This is a genomic window from Micromonospora sp. WMMC250, from assembly GCF_027460215.1.
GTDB lineage: Bacteria > Actinomycetota > Actinomycetes > Mycobacteriales > Micromonosporaceae > Micromonospora > Micromonospora taraxaci.
Genome location: NZ_JAPZBJ010000001.1, coordinates 22,889 through 42,082 on the forward strand (window position 1 = coordinate 22,889; position 19,194 = coordinate 42,082).

Consider the following 19,194-nt stretch of genomic DNA (forward strand, 5'->3'; position numbering starts at 1 on the left):
TCCACGACGCCTGTCTTGACGTCTGTCGAATCAGAGAGTTGCACGCTGCTTAGACACCTGTCAACCTAGAGGCATGTCAAAGCAAGCTGCGTCGCTTCCCGTCATCGACCTCACCGCCGACACGCCGTGCTGCCCGCCGCTGGCGCAGAGCCCGGTGCCGGCGCAGACCGCCGCGGTGCTCGCGCCGGCGTTCAAGGCGCTCGGCGACCCGGTGCGGCTGCAGCTGATGTCGATGATCGCCTCCGCGCAGAGCGGGGAGGCGTGCGTCTGCGACCTGACCCCGGCGTTCGACCTGACCGGGCCGACGATCTCGCACCACCTCAAGACGCTGCGCGAGGCCGGCCTCGTCGACGCCGAACGCCGCGGCACCTGGGTGTACTACCGGGCCCGGCCGGCCATCCTGCGCCAGCTCGCCGGACTGCTCAGCGTCGAGCCGGCCGCCGTCGCGTGAGCCGCGCCCAGCGCCCGCCGCTGCGCAGGTGCTCGGCCAGGGCCCTGACGGCGTGGGTGGCGTCACGACCAACGCCGCGCAGGGTGTTCGACGAGAACGACCGCTGGAACTCCAGCCCCAGGTAGGCCAGCGCGGGGTGAGTGGTGGAGACTCCACCGACGTGTTCGGGCATACCGGCAGGCGTGAGGGCGCCGAGCGCGGCGAGATATCCGAGGTTCGGGCGGTAGCCGGTCGCGAGGATCACCGCGTCGATCGGCTCGGACGCACCATCGGGCCACCTGACCCCGTCGGGGGTGAAGGCGGTGACCATGTCCCGGCGGGTTAGCAGGCCGCCCATGATGGCGTCGCGGTAGACGCCGGTGTCGAGCACTGCGGCATGGCGGATCAGGCGGGTGAGCACCGCGCGCGGGAGGCGGTCCGCCCTCGTGGCATGCAGCCAGTGGTGCAGGTCCCGACCGCGGATGCGTTGCGGCACGAACTGGATTGGCGCCCGGGTGGCCAGGGTGCCCCGGGCGATCGGCGCCAGTTCGTGGGCGATCTGGATGGCGGAGTTGCCGGCGCCGACCACGATGACCCGCTTGCCGGCGTACGTCTCGGGCCGCCGGTATTGCGCGACGTGGCGCACCTCGCCGGTGTAGTCGCCGAGACCAGGTAACGCCGGCAGGTGCGGGTTTCCGAACGAGCCGCTGGCCGCGATGACCCCCGCCGCCGCGATCTCGTCGCCGCTGTCGGTGCGCACCAGATAGCCGCCGCCGGGGCGTTGACGCACGGCGGCGACACGTACGCCGGTGCGGATGTCGGCGTCGATGCCGCTGGCGTAGCGACGCAGGTAGGCGACGACCTCGTCGCGCCTCGGGTAACGCTCGGGATCACCCCCGCCGAACGCCAGGCCAGGCAGCGCGCTGAAGCGGGCCGGGGAGAACAAGGTGAGGCTGTCGTAGTAGTCCGGCCACGAACCCACCGGCTCGGCGCCTGCCTCCAGGACGACGGGCCGCAGACCGGCAGCCAGGACGGCGTGAGCGGCGGCGAGGCCGGACTGGCCGCCACCGACGATGATCACAGATTCTCCAGAGGTGGTCACCTCCTCATCGTATCGTCATTTCGTTGAATGACAATATGACCGTGGTGGGGAAAGGTGGCAGGCATGGATGAGCCCACGCCCTCGCAGGTGACCCCGCCCGCGACGGCGACTCCCGCAGGCCCGAGCGGACTGGCGCCGGATACCCAGGAGTTCCTCAAGGCGCTGGGCAGCCCCACCCGCCAACGGATCATGATGCTGTTCGCCCAAGGCGCCGAGCTGTCCGTCGGGCACGTTGCCGAGCGCATCGGGATCAGCCAGGCGACCGCGTCGCAGCAGTTAACCCTGCTGCGCCGGGGGCGGGTCGTGACCTCGCGGCGCGACGGCAAGACGGTCTACTACCGGGCGGACCGCGACGGCGCGCAGGCAGCGCTGGCCGAGCTGCAGTCCTACCTCAAAACCTGCTGCTGACCCGATTCACTCCGACAAGGCGAACACCCGCCAATCGGCCAGCCGTCACCGGCGGCCAGCTGCCCCATGAAGGGCGGCACCACCCCGGATCATCAGGTGAGTCCGGCCTGACGCTGGTCAGCCCTATCGGCCGGGCCACCCCGCGCACCGCCAGGTAGCTCTCACTTACCCCCGCTTGACACTCGCGGGCTTGCTCAGTAATCATTGAGTCAATGATTACTGAGCTTGCTTCCCTGCAGGGGCGCGCCCGGATCCACGCCGCGCTCGGCGACGCGGCGCGCCTGGCGATCGTGGACGCGCTCACCCTCGGCGACGCCTCCCCCGGAGAGATCGCCCAGGACCTTCAGATGCCGACGAACCTCATCGCCCACCACGTCAAGGTCCTCACCGAAGCAGGCTTGGTCGTTCGGGATCGGTCTGAGGGCGACCGGCGTCGCACCTACCTGCGGTTGCGGCCCGAGGCCCTGACCGCGCTGAACCCGGCGCCGTTGACCGGGGTGCGGCGCGTGGTGTTCGTGTGCACCCGCAATTCCGCCCGCTCGCAACTGGCCGCCGCCCTCTGGTCGGATCGCACCCACACCGCAGCGGCGTCCGCGGGAACGAAACCCGCCCAGCGGGTCCACCCGCGTGCCGTCGCCGTCGCCCGCCGCCACGGGCTGGCACTGAACCCGACCGGCACCTCTCACGTCGCCGACATCGTGCGCGACGACGACCTGGTCATCGCCGTCTGCGACAACGCCCACGAGGAACTCACCGGGCCGGTGCGGCCCCGGCTGCACTGGTCGGTGCCCGACCCGGTCCGGGCCGACACCGACGACGCGTTCGAGGCCGCGTTCGCCGACCTCGCCGACCGCGTCGACCGCGTCGCCCCCGTCATCACCCCCGCCGTGGATCCGGGAGAGCACCGTGACTGACACCAGCCCCCACCCGCTGCAGGAAATCTCCGTCGACCAGCAGGTCGCCCTGCGCACCGCGGCCACACGCCTCGCCGCCGAATTCGCCGGCATCTACGGCGCCGAGACGATCGAGCGGTTCCTGCAGTCCAGCTACGACCAGTTCGCCACCGCCGGCAGCATCCCCAACTACCTGCCGCTGCTCGCGGAGCGGTTCGCCCGCCAGCGCCTGCGCGCCCTCGCCCGGGTCGAGGGTCACCACCGCGACGGCCGGCCGGTGGTGCTGTTCCTCTGCACGCACAACGCCGGCCGCTCCCAGATGGCGTTGGGCTTCTTCACCCACCTCGCCGGCGACAACGCCGTGGCGTGGTCCGGAGGGAGCGAGCCCGGCATCGAGGTCAACCCCGCCGCGATCGCGGCGATGACCGAGCGCGGCATCGACATCACCGACGAGTTCCCCAAGCCCTGGACCGACGAGGTGGTCCGCGCCGCCGACGTCGTGGTCACCATGGGCTGCGGTGACGCCTGCCCGGTCTTTCCTGGCACCCGTTACGAGAACTGGGACCTCGACGACCCCGCCGACCAGGGCCTGGCCGACGTCCGGCCGATCCGCGACGAGATCGAACGCCGCGTCCGCCGCCTGCTCGATGACCTGAACGTCACCGCCACCCGATAGACCCGCCGGCCCGATATCGGCTCGCACCGTTAGCGCACTAGGAGAGAACCAACTGATGACCATCGCACTTTGGCGGCGCCTGCTGGCCGAGTTTCTCGGGACCGCCCTGCTGGTCACCGCCGTGGTGGGCTCCGGCATCATGGCCACCACTCTTTCTCCGGACGACGTCGGGTTGCAGTTACTGGAGAACTCGATCGCCACCGCGTTCGCCCTCGGCGCGCTGATCCTGATCTTCGGCCCGGTCTCCGGCGCCCATTTCAACCCGGTGGTCTCCGCCGCCGACTGGTTCCTCGGCCGCCGCGCCGGCACCGGCCTGTCCGGTAGGGACCTGGGCGGCTACGTGGCCGCTCAGGTCGCCGGGGCGATCGCCGGGTCGGTGCTGGCGAACCTGATGTTCGACCTCACCGCGGTCGACTTCTCCGCCAAGGACCGGGCCGCCGGCCACCTGTGGCTCGGTGAGGTCGTCGCCACCACCGGCCTGATCCTGCTGGTCGTTGCCCTGGCCCGCTCCGGCCGCGCCCCCGTCGCCCCGGCCGCGGTCGGCGCGTACATCGGCGCCGCGTACTGGTTCACCTCGTCCACGTCGTTCGCCAACCCGGCGGTGACGATCGGCCGGGCGTTCACCGACACCTTCGCCGGCATCGCCCCCGCCTCCGTCCCCGGCTTCGTCATCGCCCAACTGGTTGGCCTCGTCGTGGGCATCGGCCTGCTGGCTGCGCTCTACCCGGACGCCGGGAGGGCCGCCGACCAGGTGGTCGTTCCCGCTGACGACCGCGACCCGGCACTCGATCACCGCGCATGACCGTCACTAGCGAGCACCGTGGCGGGGACAAGCCCCGCCGGGAGTTCCTCAACCCGGCTCGTCACGTCGGCCGGTACCGGCTGCTCGACCGCAACAGCGACCCCGAGAGCTCCCGGCCCTCGCTTTTCGACGAGGCGCCGGTCAACCGGCTCCGCGTACCGCACTGCCAGAAAGGCACCTGATGTCCGACAAGCCCAGCGTCCTGTTCGTCTGCGTCCACAACGCCGGTCGCTCCCAGATGGCCGCCGGTTGGCTGCGCCACCTCGCCGGTGACACCGTCGAGGTCCGCTCCGCCGGCTCCGCCCCCGCCGACACCGTCAACCCCGCCGCCGTCGAGGCCATGCGCGAGGTGGGCATCGACATCACCGACCAGACCCCGAAGCTTCTGGAGTACGCCACGGCGGAGTCGTCGGACGTCATCGTCACGATGGGCTGCGGCGACGCCTGCCCCGTGTTTCCCGGTAAGCGCTACGAGGACTGGAAGCTTGAAGACCCGGCCGGGAAGGGCGTCGAGTCGGTCCGCCCGATCCGCGATGACATCCGGACCCGGGTCGAGCAACTCCTGGCCGAGCTGCACACCGCCGCCTGACCCTGTCACCCATCCCCGCCCGCCGACCCCGCCGTCGGCGGGCGGCTGTCCCTGAGCAGGAGCCCTCTCGTGTCCGATCCGCACCCCCTGATCATCATCGGCTCCGGACCCGCCGGATACACCGCCGCCCTCTACGCCGCCCGCGCCAACCTCGCACCCCTGCTCATCGAAGGCAGCCAGTCCGGCGGCGCCCTGATGACCACCACCGAGGTGGAAAACTTCCCCGGCTTCCCCGACGGCATCACCGGCCCCGACCTGATGGACAACCTGCGCAAGCAGGCCGACCGCTTCGGCGCCCAGTTCATCACCGACGACGTCACCCGCGTCGACCTCACCGGCCCTACCAAGACTGTCTGGATCGGCGAGCAACCCCACCAGGCCCGTGCGGTCATCCTGGCCACCGGCTCTGCCTGGCGGCCCCTCGGCGTCCCCGGCGAGCAGGAACTTCTCGGCCATGGCGTGTCCGCCTGCGCCACCTGCGACGGGTTCTTCTTCCGCGACCAGGACATCGCCGTGGTCGGCGGCGGCGACACCGCCATGGAAGAAGCCACCTTCCTCACCCGCTTCGCCCGCAGCGTCACCATCATCCACCGCCGCGACACCTTCCGCGCCAGCCAGATCATGGCCGAGCGCGCGCTGAGCAATAACAAGATCCAGGTGGCGTGGAACAGCGTCGTCGAGGAGATCCTCGGCCAGGACGGCGCCGTGGCCGGGGCCCGCCTGCGCGACGTGCACACCGCCGATACCCGCATCCTGGGCGTCACCGGCGTGTTCGTCGCCATCGGCCACGACCCCCGCAGCGACCTGTTCCGCGGCCAGGTCACCCTCGACGACGACGGCTACGTCATCGTCGACTCCCCGAGCACGCGCACCAACCTGCCCGGCGTGTTCGCCGCCGGCGACCTCGTCGACCACACCTACCGCCAGGCCATCACCGCCGCCGGCACCGGTTGCGCCAGCGCGCTGGACGCCGAACGCTACCTCGCCGCCCTGCCCTGACCGGCGCCGCTCCGCGCTAACCGTCCCGGTCAGCAACCCGGGCCGCGCCGGCGGCGGAATCGTCCCACGGGCTACCCGGCGAGTCGGGCGCTGATGTCAGCGACCGTGGCCTTGGCCGTGCGCCCCGCACCCACCAACGTCGCCGACGCCGACCCCGTCCAGTCCCCGTAGCCCAGCAGGTAGAGGCGGGGCTCCTCCGTCGACCTCGTACCGTCGGTGGGCGCAGTGCCGTGGCGCCACCCGGGCAGCAGCGGCGCGAGGTGGGCGAGGTCCGGCCGGAACCCGGTGCACCAGATGACCGCGTCACACGGCTGCTCGCTGCCATCGGCCCAGCACACGCCGTGCGCGCTCAACCGGGCGATCATCGGACGGGCGTGCAGCACGCCGCGCTCGCGGGCGTCGCGGACGCTGGGCACCATCACGATGTCCCCCAACTCGCTCACCCCGCCCCCAGCGCCGGAGGCCTTCCGGGCGGCCACATCGAACAGCACCCGACCGTCCACGTCATCTGGCATGAACCGCGGCGGACGCCGAGTGACCCACGTGAACTCGGCGACCTGTGACACATCGGCCAGGATCTGCGCCCCGGAATTGCCCCCACCGACGATCACGACCCGCTGCCCACGGAACTCCGCCGGCGAGGCGTAATCGACGGTGTGCAGCTGCCGGCCAGTGAACTCCTCGCGGCCCGGAACGTCCGGCAGGTACGGGCACTGCCACGTCCCGGTCGCGGAGATGACGTACCGGGCCGACCACACTCCAGCGTTGGTCTGCACCTGCAGGTGCGCACCCGTCGGACGCACCTCCCGCACGCGGACCGGCCGGCGCACCGCGAGGTCGTAGCGCTGCTCGTAGGCCCGCAGATAGTCCACGACGTGCCCGGCGCTCGGGAAGTCCTCACCGTCCTGGCCAGGCATACCCCACCCCGGAAGCGGACTGTACAGCGCCGGGGAGAACAACCTCAACGAGTCCCAACCATGCCGCCACGCGCCACCCGGCTGCGACTGGGCATCGAGGATGACGTGATCCAGGCCAGCGCGGCGCAGGTAATAGCCCGCCGCCAGACCGGCCTGCCCGCCCCCGACGACCACCACCTCACACGACCCGGACACTCCCTACCTCCTCGCGCTACAGATCATCATGCCGACACGACCCGAGTGGGCGCGAAAGTCCCCCCGCCCGAGAAGCGACGAAGGTGTCGTACGGCGAAAGCCGCTACCTCCTGCGACGCGGCATCTATGGGCGGCGGCGGTGAATCTCGGCTAAGCGCTGTTCGTAGCTCGTCACGCCGTCACGCCTGAGCCAGTAGACGTTCGGCTGGCGGGCCGACGCCAGCGCGCAGATCCGGGCCAGGTTCAACCGCACCAGCTCGATGATGTGGTCCCGGGCGGCATCACCGGGAAACAGGAACATGTGCACCTTGGCCTTGAGGAAGGCTTGCAGCTCCAGGTCCCGCTTGAGGATGTACTGGTCGCGGCCGAACACCACCCAGCCCTTCTCGCCGATCACCGGCAGCCAGTCCTCGTCCCTGACACCCTGCTCCAACCGTTCCCGGGTGAAGACGGACGCGGGGCTGTGCACCTGGTAGCCGAGGTCGGTAATGCACCGGCGCAGCGACCGGCCGTGCATGTTCTCGTCGATGTAGAACTCAGGCGGCGCGGCCCAGGAGGACGCGTGCGGCGGCTCGGGCGTCGTGGATGTCGATTCCGAACTCGTCCGCGACTGTTTCAGCGCTCTCACCCGCCTTCATCATGCCGGCGACGTCCGCCACCCGGGTTCCCGTCGCAGCGAAAATCGGCTGCCCGAAGGACCGCCGCATGTTGACGACCACCTTGGCTGGCTGCCAGTTGGACAGCGTCAGCTGCTCGGGGATCCCATCGTGGTCGAAGGCGATGTACTCCATGTGATCGGCCACGATCTCCTTGATCACATGCTGGTTGGTGCCACCGACGATCAGCCCTTCGCCCGAGCGGGTTTTGCTGAAGTCCCACAGCACGTCGATGCCGTCAGTGGCCAGCTCGGGTGCGATGAGGACGTACTCACGGCCGAACTGCCGCTGGAGTTCGGTCAGCGCTGGGCGGATCTTCTGCGGACGCACGCCTGCGTTGCGCAGCGCCTCCAGCACGTGTGCCTCGGCTAAAGCGATGAACGTGACCGGCAGGACGTCTGGCCGGCCATCGGCGACGTGCAGCAGGGGACCGCCGCGTTGGTAGCCACGCGCCCACCGGTGAAAAGTCTGTCGCGGGACCCGAAGGTGACGCCCGGCTTGGGCGAGATTGAGGATTCCTTCCGTAAAACGGACATCGCCCATTTCTCCCCCCTTTTTTTGCGTCATGGATTCGCCGTCAGCAGCATTACATACGCGGGGTGGGGAGCGCACCAACGTAGGGATGACGCGCTCTTCGCGGCACGCGCGCCATCTGCGGTCCCAGTAGCGGCCAGTGGCGACTGGGTGAGCCCGCGCAGGAGCGTGCGTCGATCAACCTCTGGCAGAACTGGCGGGCCACCGCTCTTCCTCGCTCAGGCAAGGCGGAGCACTCGGCGAGTGCGAGGAAGCTATCGGAAATTGAATCGACTTCACGTGCCAGAGGCGAGGTCGACGGCGAGGGCGAGGAGGGCTGTGATCGTCTGGAGGACGGCGAGGGTCAACGCGCACAGCGCGATCCGAGCTTCGAACGTCATGCGTTTGCTGGGCGTCTCGGGTACCACTAGTGGCGCGACGCTGTGAGCAACTGCCGGCGCTGGTTGCAGCGGCGGGGGCGCGAACGCTGGCGGGACGATGTGCAACCGGTAGAGCCACGGATCGAGCCAGCCAGCCGCACCGAGGTGGCGAACCCACGCCACCAACTTTTGTCGCTTGTGTTGTCGGCAGCCGACGAGAATCTTGCCGTCCTTGGTGCAGGGCTTCCTGGTGGTCTTGGTCAGGACGAGGCACTGAGCGTCGATCTTGAAGCCGAAGTAGTAGCACACGTACAGAAAGAGAGCCGCCGAGCAGAACAGGATGCAGACGAGGTTCTCCCAAAAGGTGGGCTGCGCGACGGGTTCCGGGTTCGCTGCCAGGAGAAGCACGACAGTGCAATCTACAGCAGGCAACCGACCAGGTTCGGACCGTGACCGCCCGGCAGGTACGCGCCGCGAGGGTATGACCATCGAGGACAGCGACCCGCAGCCATCGCCGTAATCCACGGCCCATATCGGCAAGTTGGCCCACCGGCTGCACCTGTCCGCTTGAGGAATGCCGCCGCCGGCAGAACGGCCCCTGGCCGACCGGCCGCGGCGGATACGCCCAAGACGCGAGATGATCCCGCCATGCGCGATCCTGCCGGGCCGCGCCGCGGTGCTGGGTCAGGTCGTGCTCCCGGTGGTAGCGCCCATCGTTCGTGGCAGGCGGAAGGGCTTCCCCTTGCCGTACCTCTTCCACCTGGTGCCTTCCAAGTCGGCGAAATGCAGGAGCGCCTTCGCGGTGCCGTCTTCCAGTGCGAACGGGATGGGTGGATCCTCGGCCAGCCTCCGGTCTTCGACTTTTACGCTTACACCCCCGGGGGGCACCACCGGTACGCGATCAAGCACTAACTCGCGGCCGTCGCGCAGCATGATCACCACGTCCAGATCGATCACCGCTCGCTGGCCGAAGTTCTGCACGTCGAGCTGGACGCCGCTGAGCCCTCGTCCTCCGCGATCGAAGAGCAGCCGGCTGTAGATGACGGCGCTCGCTTCGGCGAGCCCAGCCTCCTGTCGATCCTCAATGCGCTGCAGGCGCGCTTCCTCATTGCGTTTCCGTTCTTGCCTCAACACCGCGCCCGCAGCAGCAGCGGCCAGCAGTCCGGCGAACACGGCGGCGATGCTGCCCCACGCCTGCATCCAGTCGGTAATCTTGGGCTGCTCTCGGTCGCTCGGCGCCGTGTAGGTCGCCGTTACAGCGACCATGGCAACCAAACTGATCATGACGGCAGCACTGCTGAGCACGATGGCGGCAGCGGCCGCGTAGCGATTTAGAGATCGGGCCTCCACCTGGGCATCTTGCCTTGACCTGCTCCGATTCTTGCGCTGCTGTCAGCTCGACGACAGCAATGCGCGGAGGGTCTCTGCGTGGTGGTGACGCCGTCAGCAGCGAGGTGGTGCCTCTACCAGAACGGCCCGTGCCCGTCTGCCGCAGCGGTTGAACGGTACGTCGAACATCCAGGAGCACCGCCAGTTATGGCATTCTCGGCCGAGGACGAACAGCGACACCGGAGTGGGCCGGCTCGCCGCTCACGTCTTGCTCGACGCCGTCGCCACCTTCGACAGTTCGCGGCCGGATGACGACGCCGGCGAGGTGTTGGATCTGGCCGTCGCGCGCCTCGGCGAGATGGGCTGTGTCACGGCCACCTTCGACGACGCGACGGACACCGCGACCGTCGACGCTTCCCCGCTCGTCGGAGGCACAGCCGTACTGATCAACGCCCTAGTGCAGCGGATCGTGTCGCTGACCGGCCGATCCCGAGAGGAGGTCATGCACCAGAAACGAGAAATTATCGATCAGTCCATCTCACGGGGCGACGGCCGCCTCGTGAGTAATTCACCACCGACGATCTAGTGCCATCCAGGCGGTACGGGCACGGCTGTCCAGTCAGGGTGTCCCTCCCACCGCAACCAAATCTCACGGATCGACGGGGCGCCCCAGGTCGCAACCGATTTGATCGGGATGGAGGCACCGGGCCGGACAGGGTGCGCTCGACTGTCGAGGCGGAGCACACTCTTAGACCGATCTGGATCGAACTCGACGCTGTGGGCTACCTCGGTTCCGATGTTCACGATCGCCCAGTGCCCATCGGCACCTGCTGGTCGTACCTCCCAACCAACCGGCGGTGGCGGTGGCGGGAGAGCCGCTTCGGCGACCGCCGCCTGTCGTTCGGCTGCGGCGATGGCCCGGCGATTCAGTCGGGCCTGGTAATAGGCGACCGCGGTTGCCAGGAAAGCGACGAGGACACCGGACCAGGCCGCGGCAATAGCAGGATCCACGTGCGAAGGTTATCGAGGCGCGTCCAACAGATCATGGAGGTAACGCTGCCTGTCGCGTAACCACCGCCGGCCTCCGCGTCGCGAAACTCAAGGCCGACGTCGAGATTGCCGTGCCGCTCGTCCTCGGTGAGGTCCTCCGCTGCTTCCTCAGTCACATAGACAACGGCTGGTCGCAGGCAACGTGTGCCGTCCCACCTAGGGTGACTAAGGGGCAGTGGCCGTGTGCGGCGCTGCGGGTGGGAGGCTCCGTGGTCACCGCGCGCGGCGAGGCCCCTCGAATCAAGCGCCACCTCGGTCGTGGCACCTGCCTTGTGAGCCGTCCACGCTCGAAGCTAGTCGACGGCTTCCCAGGCCAGCGCATCGGGTCGTTGCCCGCCGCTGGTGAGGAACTGTCGTGCCGCTTGCCGCGCGGTCGTGTTGGTGACGCGGGTGCGTTCGGGCCACGCGTCGGTGGGTGTGCCGGCGTAGTCGAAGGTGAACGTGGGCCCGGGTTCGAGGTCTGGCTGGTATCCCCAAGCGCTGCTGCCGTCGGCAGCGACGTGATAGACGAACGACCGTTCAGGGTGCCCGACGCAGATGTCGAGCATCACGGGAAACTCGCCTCCGCCTGGGGCGATGAGGGTGACGCAATAGGGCAGCTGCTCGGCGTGGGCGCGGCCGATCGTGTCCAGTGTGGCGTCGAGGTCGGCGACGGTGCTGACCGACGCGGCACCGTCGCCGCGTCCCCAGGTGATGTCGATGCTCATCGCCGGATCCCTTCTCCTGTTCCGACGTATAGCTTATGGAGCCATGTCCGGTCGCCGTCGGTGAGGAACACCGTCAGGCGTGTTCCGTGCGGCAGGATCGCGGCGAGGATCTTTTCGCAGACCAGGGGTCTGATCGGATCGTTGCAGGGGGTGTGATTGAGCACGAGCGTGGCCCTTGATGGGCTGCCGGCACGACGCAGCATGGCGGCGGCCTGCGCCTCGGCGTGGTCCATCACGATGGCCTGAGCCAGCGGCGGTTTGAGTCCCACTCCGGCGGCGGGAAGCCTGCCCACCCGGATCTGCCGGCTGCGCAGCCGGCCGTCTGGCTCCGCGGAGAAGTCAGGATCGCGCATGATCGCCCCGTCGGCGAGGAGGAACGCCTCGGTCTTGTCCTGCGGTTCGCTGCGACGTGTCAGACTTGCGGCCGCCCGAAGGACTGCCTGCGGTGGGTCCGCAGGTGCGGGTGGTCGGCGGTTTCCGCCGCCACCCGCGGTCAGTTTCCCAGACCGCCGAGCCCACGCACCCGCGTGAGGATCTCCTCGACCTTGTCCGCTGACTGACCGACCGTTATGCCCGCTCCATCGAGCTGCTGTGAGCTGCGGTCCACCATCGTGGCAGTGCTGTGATCGGCGGCGCCCTGCAGCGCCGCTCGGATCAACGCCCGTGCTTGGTGAAGCTCGGAGCCGGCAGCTCGCATCAGTTCCCGAGCCTGGTCAAGATGCGCTTTGGCTTGAAGAAGCCGACTGATCAACTCTGCCGCACTCACCCCAATCACTGTGCCAGAACATAGACGTGCGCAGGTTCCTGCCATGATTCCACTCGACGACCACCGTGGCGGATCAGGCGGGCACTCCTAGCGCGAGAGGCGTGGGCGGCAGCCGATCACCGACCAGGACACCTATCTCGACTGGTGGCCGTGTGGCGTCGGCTCGCACGAGTTCTGGCAGGACTTCGACGCCGCCGCGGCGCAGGCCGTCGCCGCTGCCGGGCTCGGCCCGTCCGAGCACAATGACGCGGTCTCGTGGCTCACCGAGTCGGCCCTGACGGACAACATCGCGATCGCCGGGCGTCGCGAGAGCCTGCGCAACCGGCTCGACAAGCTGGCCGGCACCACCACCGACCACGAGCAGATTCCCACCATCCCTGACCGCAGCGACCTATGGAGCCTGCGCGGTATGTACCCCGAGCCGGCCTGGGCCATCGCCCGTCCCCACGCCCGACGCACCGCGCAGAGCATCTGCGCCATCGTCGGCTGGGATCCCGAGAGCCCCGCACCGCCCGACGGACACCCGCTGCACGAAATTGGATACCGCGCCTGCCTGCACGCCAGCAAGGCCGCTCTCGTCCCGTACGTCCACGACGCCCACCTACGCGAGATCGACGCCTTCCGTCGTGTCGCCCTCGGCAAGCCGTGGCACCTCATCACGTCATGAGGAAGCTGCGACGGTGGGTGATTCGGTCAGCCGCATGGAGAGCAGCACGTCACACTGTGAACCATTGGTCGCAGTGCCGCTGATCGAACTCCGGGGTTTAGTCAGGTCAGGGTCTGAGTCCAGTCCCGGCCACGCTGGTGTCTCTGTCGGCTATCCGTCACGCTCTGGCGAGCATCACCTTCTCGTAGTGCGATGATCAGGTGGGGCGAGCGCCAGGGGAGTACCGTCGCGAGTCCGGTGCCCTGCTGGGCACGATCGCCGTCGGTCTGGCTATCAACATCGTGACGGCGCGCACGGATAGCTGGCATGGGCCGTGGCGGCTTGTCCTTGACTACGCCTACCTGTGGCTTCCGCTTTGCGTTGTCCTGTGGCTCGGCTGGCGGTACTTCCTGCACCGCCGGACGGCGGTCACGTGGCGGAGCGCGGAAAGCCCGTACCCTGGCCTCGCGCCGTTCACGGGGGAGCGGGCGGGTGTGTTCTTTGGCCGCGACCGCGAGGCAAGCGACGTGCTGCACCGGCTGGAGCGCTCGGGGTCGGCGCCAGCGACGCGGATCGTCGCTATCGTCGGTCCGTCGGGAGTGGGCAAGTCATCGCTGATCCGCGCGGGCGTCATCGCTCGACTACCACGGCGGTGGACTGTGGTGGGTCCGCTTCGCCCGGCTGCCGATCCGTTCATGAGCCTCGCCGCTGCATTGGCGGCTGGCCCGACCGCTGTGCTGCAGACGGCGCGACTGTTGCGCGAAGAAGCCGCCTCCCCGGAAGCCCCACTCCAGGTTGTGCCAAGCTTCCTCGCCGCCGCACGCGGCCCCGTATTGCTCGTTGTCGATCAAGCCGAAGACCTGTACACGATGACCGACGGGCAAGATCGAGCCCAGTGGTGGAGCCTGCTGACCCGGACGCTTACGGTGCTGCCGGAACTTCGCATACTGGTGGCGATCTGGCCCGAGTTCCGCCGCCGGCTCACCGATCAGCAGGCCGGCTTCATCACCCGGCCGGTGGCCATCGGCCTGCTGGACCCGGCCCGCATTCGACAGGCCATCGCGGGGCCTGCCCGGGCTGCTGGACTCACGTTCGAGGACGACCTCATCGACCGCATGACCGCCGACGCCACGGTCGGTGACGCGCTTCCCCTGCTCAGCCACCTGCTACAACGCCTGCACCTACAGTCCGACCGCCAACACGTCACGGTGGCCCAGTACGAACAGGCCGGGGAGGTGGGTGGTGCCATCGCAGCTCACGCCGAGCAGATCTACGAATCCCTCACCGCGCGCTACCCCCAACACACCGTCGACTCTGCTCTGCTGCACGGCATCGCTATGGAAGGCAAGGAAACCGTACGACGGATGATCCGCCGAGCCGACCTCGATACCACCGCCGCCCACATCCTTGAAGAGTTCAGGGCAGCCCGTCTGATCACCGATGTCGAGGACGGCACTTGCCTTGAATTGACCCACGACGCACTGTTCCGCCAGTGGCTACGACTCGCCGCTCTGATCAGCGCCAATGAGGAGCGCCTGCACCGCATCACCCGGCTCGAACACCGCGCGGCAGCATGGCAAGCGAACCCACAGACAGACGACCTCTTACGCGGCCAAACGCTCGCTGATGCCCTGGCGCTGGCAGCCGAGGCGACTCTCTCCACCGCAGCCCGCCAGCTACTCGACGCCTCTCGAGAGACCGATCACCAGGCTCGCGCCCGACAGTCCGAGCGCGTTGCGGAGTTCGCGCAACAGGTGCGTCGACAGGACCACGAACTAGCCGTGACGCTCGCCCACACCGCGCTACACGAGTTGCCACCCACCCCTGCGGCGACGATGACGCGATGGGCCCTGACCGCCACACCGCGAACAAGGCACCTCTCCATTGGACACACCACCGGCATCACCTCCGCGGTCTGGCTGCCCGACAACCAAGGACTGCGCACCGCCGACAAGATGGGCCGCGTCTGCACCTGGGACGACACCGGCCGCCTTACCGGGGTCGCCTTCGCCACTGACTCAGATGCGTGCGGTCACACCCTGCTCAGTGCCACCGGAACCCATGCCCTGACCGAGCACGATCGAGGCGTCATGCTGTGGCGCGTCGCGGACGGCCGCAACCTGGGCAGGCGAAGAGGGAGTCTCCTGACATCGTTCGACTCGGTCTCGTGGGGCGGTGACGTCTGCTTCGCGGGAACGTTCGACTACCGAGCCGTTGACGTCTATCGCTTAGATGATGACGTACCAGGGTTGGTTACGAGCGTCCCAGCCACAAGTGTTCACGCCACGGCATGGTCCCCTCAAGGTGACCGGCTGGCCATCGCCTCAGATGATCTGCTGCTCGTGATCAGCATCGGCGAGCAGACGTCGGAGGTCCTGCGACAGAAGGTAGCGTGGTCAGACCCGGTGTTGTGCTGGGCGCCCGACGGAATTCGCCTCGCGGTCTCAGCCGCTCCGGCGTTCTCAATGCGCCGCTCTGCGACCCTCGCACGGGAACGCCGCACTCTGTGGATCTACGACACCGATACCGGCCAAGCCGCCGAAAGCGTGCCTCCCGGCTTGGCCGAAGCAATGGCGTGGTCGCCCGTCGAGGATGTCATCGCCTACGCCGTGCGTCGAACACGACACCAACACCGCGTGGCGGTGATCGACGTCGCCACGGGACGGACAGTCGAGCGGCGGGCACGTCCTCACCAAATCAGCACGATCGCTTGGTCCTCCGATGGCAAGCGAATCGGCCTGGGAAGCTCATTCCACAAGGTGGAGGTCTGGGATGTTGTCGGCCGAAGCTTTCGCCGCCTGCCCACCGGTAGCCTGCGAGAAGTGTCATGGTCGCCGGAGCACAAACGAGCCGCCGTAAAGCGGACGGGAACGACGCCGGAGATCATCGAAACGGACGAGGCGACGCTCTCGTTGAGGCTCGGAGACGACGACTGCATGTCGATCGCGTACTCGCCGCTAGGTGACCTGGTCGCCACCGCCATGCAAGAACAGGTCACGGTGTGGGACGCGCGATCCGGTGTCCTGCGAGCACAGTGGGGTGCTCGTCCACGACCAATCCCGAAACACACAACGACATCGACGCCATTACCGTGGGTTTACGGACTAGCCTGGTCCGGCGACGGCTCACGGCTGGCCGTCCATACGCATTGCTTCTTCGGCAGAACGCTACCCGCCCTCTCGGTGTGGGACGTGACTAAAGCGCAGCGCCTAGCAGTTCTCGACGGAGGCGAAGAAAGCGGGGGAACGCTTGCATGGTCCCCAGACTCAGGCCTTATAGCGGCGGTCGTCAGCGAACACAGCGTGAGCCTATGGCGAGGAGATAACTACACCCTCGCCCATCAGTGGCAAACCGACGGGGAAGGCGAGGTAGCGGCCCTGGCCTGGTCGAAAGACTCCACCGGACTCGCTGCCGCCGTCGGCAACCAGATCGAGATCTGGAACGTGGTGCAGCGGGACATAAGCATGCGTTGTGTCGGCCACACAGGTGCCGTCCGTCAACTTAGCTGGTCACCCGACGGAAACCTGCTCGCATCCATCAGCGACGATGACACGCTCTACATCTGGTACACCCAAGACGGGCGGTCCCTCGGCGTGCTCGACACGCCAGACGGGATTGTTAGCAGCCTGTCCTGGCAAGACACCCTCATTGTCACCTACAACGACGGCAGGATCCTAAGCTGGGACGTATGCGGTGACCACGCGAACCGCTCGGTCGAAGACCGAGAACCGCGAGCGCTGACTGCCGAAGAACGCGAGCGATACGGGCTGCCGTCAGCGTCGACCGACTGAGACTCGCCGGGACGCGAGCGGGTCGACTTTAGCTTGATGGCCACGCGTTCAAACCTGCCACTCGATGATAGAGCGAGGCGCCAGACAAGCAGAGACCGATGCGCCCGAACTGCTATGCATGGTTGCGGAAGGTGATGAGCGCGCCGGCTTGAGTCAACCCTGGCCGTACCGTAATCTATGAGCATGTGCACCCTGAAATGGTGCTCATATGATGCGTACAAGAGTTCGAATCCCCCCTCGGACACGACCCATAGGCCCACGGTGCGCGCTGAGATCGGTTTCAGCGTGCACCGTTTGCGCTTCCGGGTGGTATGTCAGCCGTAGGCCCAGCTGGCGGTAGATCTCGGCTTTGTCGGCGGGGTCCGCGTCGCGGAGCACGGTGACGATGTTTCCAAGGGCCTCGACCAGCGTGATGATCTCTGCCTGGGTCATTCGGCGTGGTGAGCAGGGCTTCCTGGACGGTGACCTCTTCGGCGAACCCGGAGGTGTCAGACGGTTAGCTCCCGACTGTCAGTCGGACGCCGTCTGCTCGTGTCGATGCGGAGTTCGCGCCGGCTGCGATGATCAAGAAGGTTGGCCGATAAGCCACGAGCACGCACTTGTCACCATCCGTCGGCGGATCCAGTCGTGCAGGTCGGCGGGGTGCGGGTTGGCGGCGGATAGCCAGATGGTGAAGTAGGCGGTTTCGCGGCTGGTCATGCCGCTCGCTGTCGTGGTGTACCTGCTCAACGCGCTGCGACGGAGGACGGGTCGTCTCCGACCGGTGAAGCTTCAGTTGGGTGGGTGCCAGAAGGAAGCCGAAGGTCAGCGCTAGTCTGATGTTTCCTGCGTGCGGAATTTCTCTTCCATTGCCTGCAGCCGGGCATGCCGAGCGGCCTTTCTTTCCTCCGTGCGCGGGATGGGTCTCGGCCTGCGCGGGGCGCTTCTCAGTCCGGCGCCGAAGGTGTCGGTGTGTTTGAGGCTGGTCTCCGTTGCTGGTTGTGCCGGCCATGCCACCACCAGGTAATCCTCGACCGGCTCGAGTGCACCCAGATCGACGGCGATGTCGCGGCCGCGGGCGTGTATCCGGATCCGGTAGCTTCCCGGTCCTGACCGTGTCAGGACCGGGAGCTCTGGGGCATCGTTCATCACGCCGGAGACCACCATCCGGCCGGCGGGTGCGTGTACCGAGGTCTCGACGATGTCGTCCCAGCCGACGATGTCGGTGGTAGCCGGAGGCGCATCCCTGGCATCTACGGTGACTTGCACGAAGCCGGAACTGATGCCGGTGAACACCACTACGCCACCGGGATGGGTCGAGATCAGGCCGTTGTCATACGTGAGTGGTGGGCCGAGGACGGTGCCGGTATCGACAAGATGGAACATGTGATCGGTGACCGGCACCGCACCTCGTTGGTTCACCACCGGATCATATTCCGCCCCTACGGGGTGATCCAGACATAGAACGGGTCCGCGTTGAATATCCGCTGATCGATGTAGAAGCTGCCGAGAGCGCTGCCACCCTCACTGTTCTGGGTGTTGTCGATCATGCAAGCGCTGTACCCCGACGGTCCCGTCCCGGCCGGGAGTGGCACTTGACATCCGCCGAAGGTGCGGCCCGGGCCGCCGCCGCCCGTGGCCGCGCCTTGCTGGCTGGACTGGAACGGATACTCGTCACAGCTGAGCCCGGCCGGTCGCGGGTAGCTGCTCGGGCAGGAGCGGTTGTAGTTCGAGGTCTGCTGGGCGGCGTTCACCAGGCGGTTGAGTGGCGCCGGGTGAGACAGACCGTAGCTGGGGTGCGAGCCGGGTAGCCCAGAGTCCTGTGCGGCCAGGATGTGCCATGCGAGTTCTTCGTATGCCGAGGAGACGCTGTAGATCATGGCTGGCGGGATGTCTCGAATGATGCAGCCAGCCACGGTGTTGTTGCCAGGCAGGTTGTGATCGCAGCGGGTCACCGGTGGGGTGACGGTTACCGGAGTCGACGGGGCCACCCAGGACGGGTTGACGAAGTAGTAGGACCAGGTGGCGGTGGCGGTGCCGACCGAGCCGCGGGTGGTGGCGGTGGACCGGAAGAACGCCTCTCCTTCGACCTGGTTGGTGGTGGTCACGGCCTGCGGCAGGAAGTCGGAACTGTTGACGGTGCAGGCGCCGGTGCACGTGGCGGTTCCCTGGGCCAGGGTGCCGCCGATCGAGCCCCAGCCGCCATACATGTCAATCATGATTTGGTAAGCGAAGGTGGGGATGGTCGACGAGGTGTACTCGAAGGCGTACTCGTCGAAGTAGATCTGCCCGATGATCGCGCCGGTGTTCACGTTGATCACGTCGAGGGTAAGGTCCCGGACCGCGCAGATCATTTCGCGGGTCTC

23 protein-coding genes are annotated in these 19,194 nt (G+C 67.7%); 11 read left to right on the top strand and 12 right to left on the bottom strand.

Going from position 1 to position 19,194, the window contains the following annotated elements; genetic code table 11:
• Nucleotides 1-73: 73 nt before the first annotated feature.
• Complete coding sequence (locus O3438_RS00090; protein ID WP_269677950.1) at nucleotides 74-451, top strand: ArsR/SmtB family transcription factor; 378 nt, start codon at nucleotides 74-76, stop codon at nucleotides 449-451.
• Here the strand turns inward: O3438_RS00090 and O3438_RS00095 are convergent.
• Nucleotides 423-1,532, bottom strand: coding sequence for a flavin-containing monooxygenase (locus O3438_RS00095; protein ID WP_269677951.1), 1,110 nt, complete (start codon nucleotides 1,530-1,532; stop codon nucleotides 423-425). The two genes, O3438_RS00090 and O3438_RS00095, sit on opposite strands and share 29 nt — an antisense overlap.
• Nucleotides 1,533-1,595: 63 nt before the next feature.
• On the opposite strand from O3438_RS00095, the gene O3438_RS00100 reads away from it, so the two are divergent.
• The 7 genes from O3438_RS00100 to trxB all read left to right on the top strand — a co-directional run bounded on the left by O3438_RS00100 (nucleotide 1,596) and on the right by trxB (nucleotide 5,899).
• On the top strand, nucleotides 1,596-1,940 hold the full coding sequence (locus O3438_RS00100; RefSeq protein ID WP_269677952.1) for an ArsR/SmtB family transcription factor: 345 nt from the start codon (nucleotides 1,596-1,598) through the stop codon (nucleotides 1,938-1,940).
• A 212-nt stretch (nucleotides 1,941-2,152) separates the two neighbouring features.
• Nucleotides 2,153-2,854 carry an arsenate reductase/protein-tyrosine-phosphatase family protein gene (locus tag O3438_RS00105; RefSeq protein ID WP_269677953.1) on the top strand — a complete coding sequence of 234 codons (702 nt, stop codon included), beginning with the start codon at nucleotides 2,153-2,155 and terminating at the stop codon, nucleotides 2,852-2,854.
• A complete protein-coding gene (locus O3438_RS00110) occupies nucleotides 2,847-3,509 on the top strand; it encodes an arsenate reductase ArsC (protein ID WP_332367438.1) in 663 nt (220 codons plus the stop codon). The genes O3438_RS00105 and O3438_RS00110 overlap by 8 nt, the downstream gene beginning before the upstream one ends.
• Nucleotides 3,510-3,564: 55 nt before the next feature.
• Nucleotides 3,565-4,311, top strand: a complete 747-nt coding sequence (locus O3438_RS00115; RefSeq protein WP_269677954.1) for an MIP/aquaporin family protein — start codon at nucleotides 3,565-3,567, stop codon at nucleotides 4,309-4,311.
• Nucleotides 4,308-4,493: a hypothetical protein gene (locus O3438_RS00120; RefSeq protein ID WP_269677955.1), complete on the top strand. Its 186-nt coding sequence runs from the start codon at nucleotides 4,308-4,310 to the stop codon at nucleotides 4,491-4,493. The genes O3438_RS00115 and O3438_RS00120 overlap by 4 nt, the downstream gene beginning before the upstream one ends.
• The gene (locus tag O3438_RS00125) at nucleotides 4,493-4,900 is read left to right on the top strand and encodes an arsenate reductase ArsC (RefSeq protein WP_269677956.1); all 408 of its coding nucleotides are present in this window, start codon (nucleotides 4,493-4,495) and stop codon (nucleotides 4,898-4,900) included. Before O3438_RS00120 ends, O3438_RS00125 begins: the two co-directional genes overlap by 1 nt.
• Nucleotides 4,901-4,969: 69 nt before the next feature.
• Complete coding sequence (trxB, locus tag O3438_RS00130; protein ID WP_269677957.1) at nucleotides 4,970-5,899, top strand: thioredoxin-disulfide reductase; 930 nt, start codon at nucleotides 4,970-4,972, stop codon at nucleotides 5,897-5,899.
• Nucleotides 5,900-5,970: 71 nt separating this feature from the next.
• Here the strand turns inward: trxB and O3438_RS00135 are convergent, their stop codons facing one another.
• The 5 genes from O3438_RS00135 to O3438_RS00155 form a co-directional block, all read right to left on the bottom strand.
• On the bottom strand, nucleotides 5,971-7,011 hold the full coding sequence (locus O3438_RS00135; protein WP_269677958.1) for an ArsO family NAD(P)H-dependent flavin-containing monooxygenase: 1,041 nt from the start codon (nucleotides 7,009-7,011) through the stop codon (nucleotides 5,971-5,973).
• Between the two features lie 124 nt (nucleotides 7,012-7,135).
• Nucleotides 7,136-7,528 carry a hypothetical protein gene (locus O3438_RS00140; protein ID WP_269677959.1) on the bottom strand — a complete coding sequence of 131 codons (393 nt, stop codon included), beginning with the start codon at nucleotides 7,526-7,528 and terminating at the stop codon, nucleotides 7,136-7,138.
• A gap of 19 nt (nucleotides 7,529-7,547) precedes the next feature.
• Nucleotides 7,548-8,234, bottom strand: coding sequence for a DUF433 domain-containing protein (locus O3438_RS00145; RefSeq protein WP_269677960.1), 687 nt, complete (start codon nucleotides 8,232-8,234; stop codon nucleotides 7,548-7,550).
• A 242-nt stretch (nucleotides 8,235-8,476) separates the two neighbouring features.
• The gene (locus O3438_RS00150; RefSeq protein ID WP_269677961.1) at nucleotides 8,477-8,968 is read right to left on the bottom strand and encodes a hypothetical protein; all 492 of its coding nucleotides are present in this window, start codon (nucleotides 8,966-8,968) and stop codon (nucleotides 8,477-8,479) included.
• Between the two features lie 276 nt (nucleotides 8,969-9,244).
• Nucleotides 9,245-9,910, bottom strand: coding sequence for a hypothetical protein (locus tag O3438_RS00155; protein WP_269677962.1), 666 nt, complete (start codon nucleotides 9,908-9,910; stop codon nucleotides 9,245-9,247).
• 223 nt (nucleotides 9,911-10,133) lie between these two features.
• Here O3438_RS00155 and O3438_RS00160 point away from each other — a divergent pair, with 223 nt between their 5' ends.
• Entirely contained in the window at nucleotides 10,134-10,475 is a 342-nt protein-coding gene (locus O3438_RS00160) for a hypothetical protein (RefSeq protein WP_269677963.1), read from the top strand.
• Nucleotides 10,476-11,232: 757 nt separating this feature from the next.
• Here O3438_RS00160 and O3438_RS00165 read toward each other — a convergent pair.
• The 3 genes from O3438_RS00165 to O3438_RS00175 all read right to left on the bottom strand — a co-directional run bounded on the left by O3438_RS00165 (nucleotide 11,233) and on the right by O3438_RS00175 (nucleotide 12,412).
• Nucleotides 11,233-11,646: an Imm1 family immunity protein gene (locus O3438_RS00165; RefSeq protein ID WP_269677964.1), complete on the bottom strand. Its 414-nt coding sequence runs from the start codon at nucleotides 11,644-11,646 to the stop codon at nucleotides 11,233-11,235.
• Nucleotides 11,643-11,999 (bottom strand): DddA-like double-stranded DNA deaminase toxin, encoded by a 357-nt coding sequence (locus O3438_RS00170; protein ID WP_269677965.1) that lies wholly within the window; start codon nucleotides 11,997-11,999, stop codon nucleotides 11,643-11,645. The genes O3438_RS00165 and O3438_RS00170 overlap by 4 nt, the downstream gene beginning before the upstream one ends.
• Before the next feature lie 140 nt (nucleotides 12,000-12,139).
• Complete coding sequence (locus O3438_RS00175; RefSeq protein ID WP_269677966.1) at nucleotides 12,140-12,412, bottom strand: DUF6244 family protein; 273 nt, start codon at nucleotides 12,410-12,412, stop codon at nucleotides 12,140-12,142.
• Between the two features lie 409 nt (nucleotides 12,413-12,821).
• Here O3438_RS00175 and O3438_RS00180 point away from each other — a divergent pair, with 409 nt between their 5' ends.
• Nucleotides 12,822-13,079 (top strand): hypothetical protein, encoded by a 258-nt coding sequence (locus tag O3438_RS00180; protein ID WP_269677967.1) that lies wholly within the window; start codon nucleotides 12,822-12,824, stop codon nucleotides 13,077-13,079.
• A 200-nt stretch (nucleotides 13,080-13,279) separates the two neighbouring features.
• Nucleotides 13,280-16,849, top strand: coding sequence for an NACHT and WD repeat domain-containing protein (locus O3438_RS00185; protein WP_269677968.1), 3,570 nt, complete (start codon nucleotides 13,280-13,282; stop codon nucleotides 16,847-16,849).
• Between the two features lie 564 nt (nucleotides 16,850-17,413).
• On the opposite strand, the gene O3438_RS00190 is transcribed toward O3438_RS00185, so the two are convergent.
• The 3 genes from O3438_RS00190 to O3438_RS00200 form a co-directional block, all read right to left on the bottom strand.
• Nucleotides 17,414-17,548 (bottom strand): hypothetical protein, encoded by a 135-nt coding sequence (locus O3438_RS00190; protein WP_269677969.1) that lies wholly within the window; start codon nucleotides 17,546-17,548, stop codon nucleotides 17,414-17,416.
• A gap of 111 nt (nucleotides 17,549-17,659) precedes the next feature.
• The gene (locus O3438_RS00195; RefSeq protein ID WP_269677970.1) at nucleotides 17,660-18,250 is read right to left on the bottom strand and encodes a hypothetical protein; all 591 of its coding nucleotides are present in this window, start codon (nucleotides 18,248-18,250) and stop codon (nucleotides 17,660-17,662) included.
• A 20-nt stretch (nucleotides 18,251-18,270) separates the two neighbouring features.
• The gene (locus O3438_RS00200; RefSeq protein ID WP_269677971.1) at nucleotides 18,271-19,149 is read right to left on the bottom strand and encodes a NucA/NucB deoxyribonuclease domain-containing protein; all 879 of its coding nucleotides are present in this window, start codon (nucleotides 19,147-19,149) and stop codon (nucleotides 18,271-18,273) included.
• Nucleotides 19,150-19,194 lie beyond the last annotated feature (45 nt).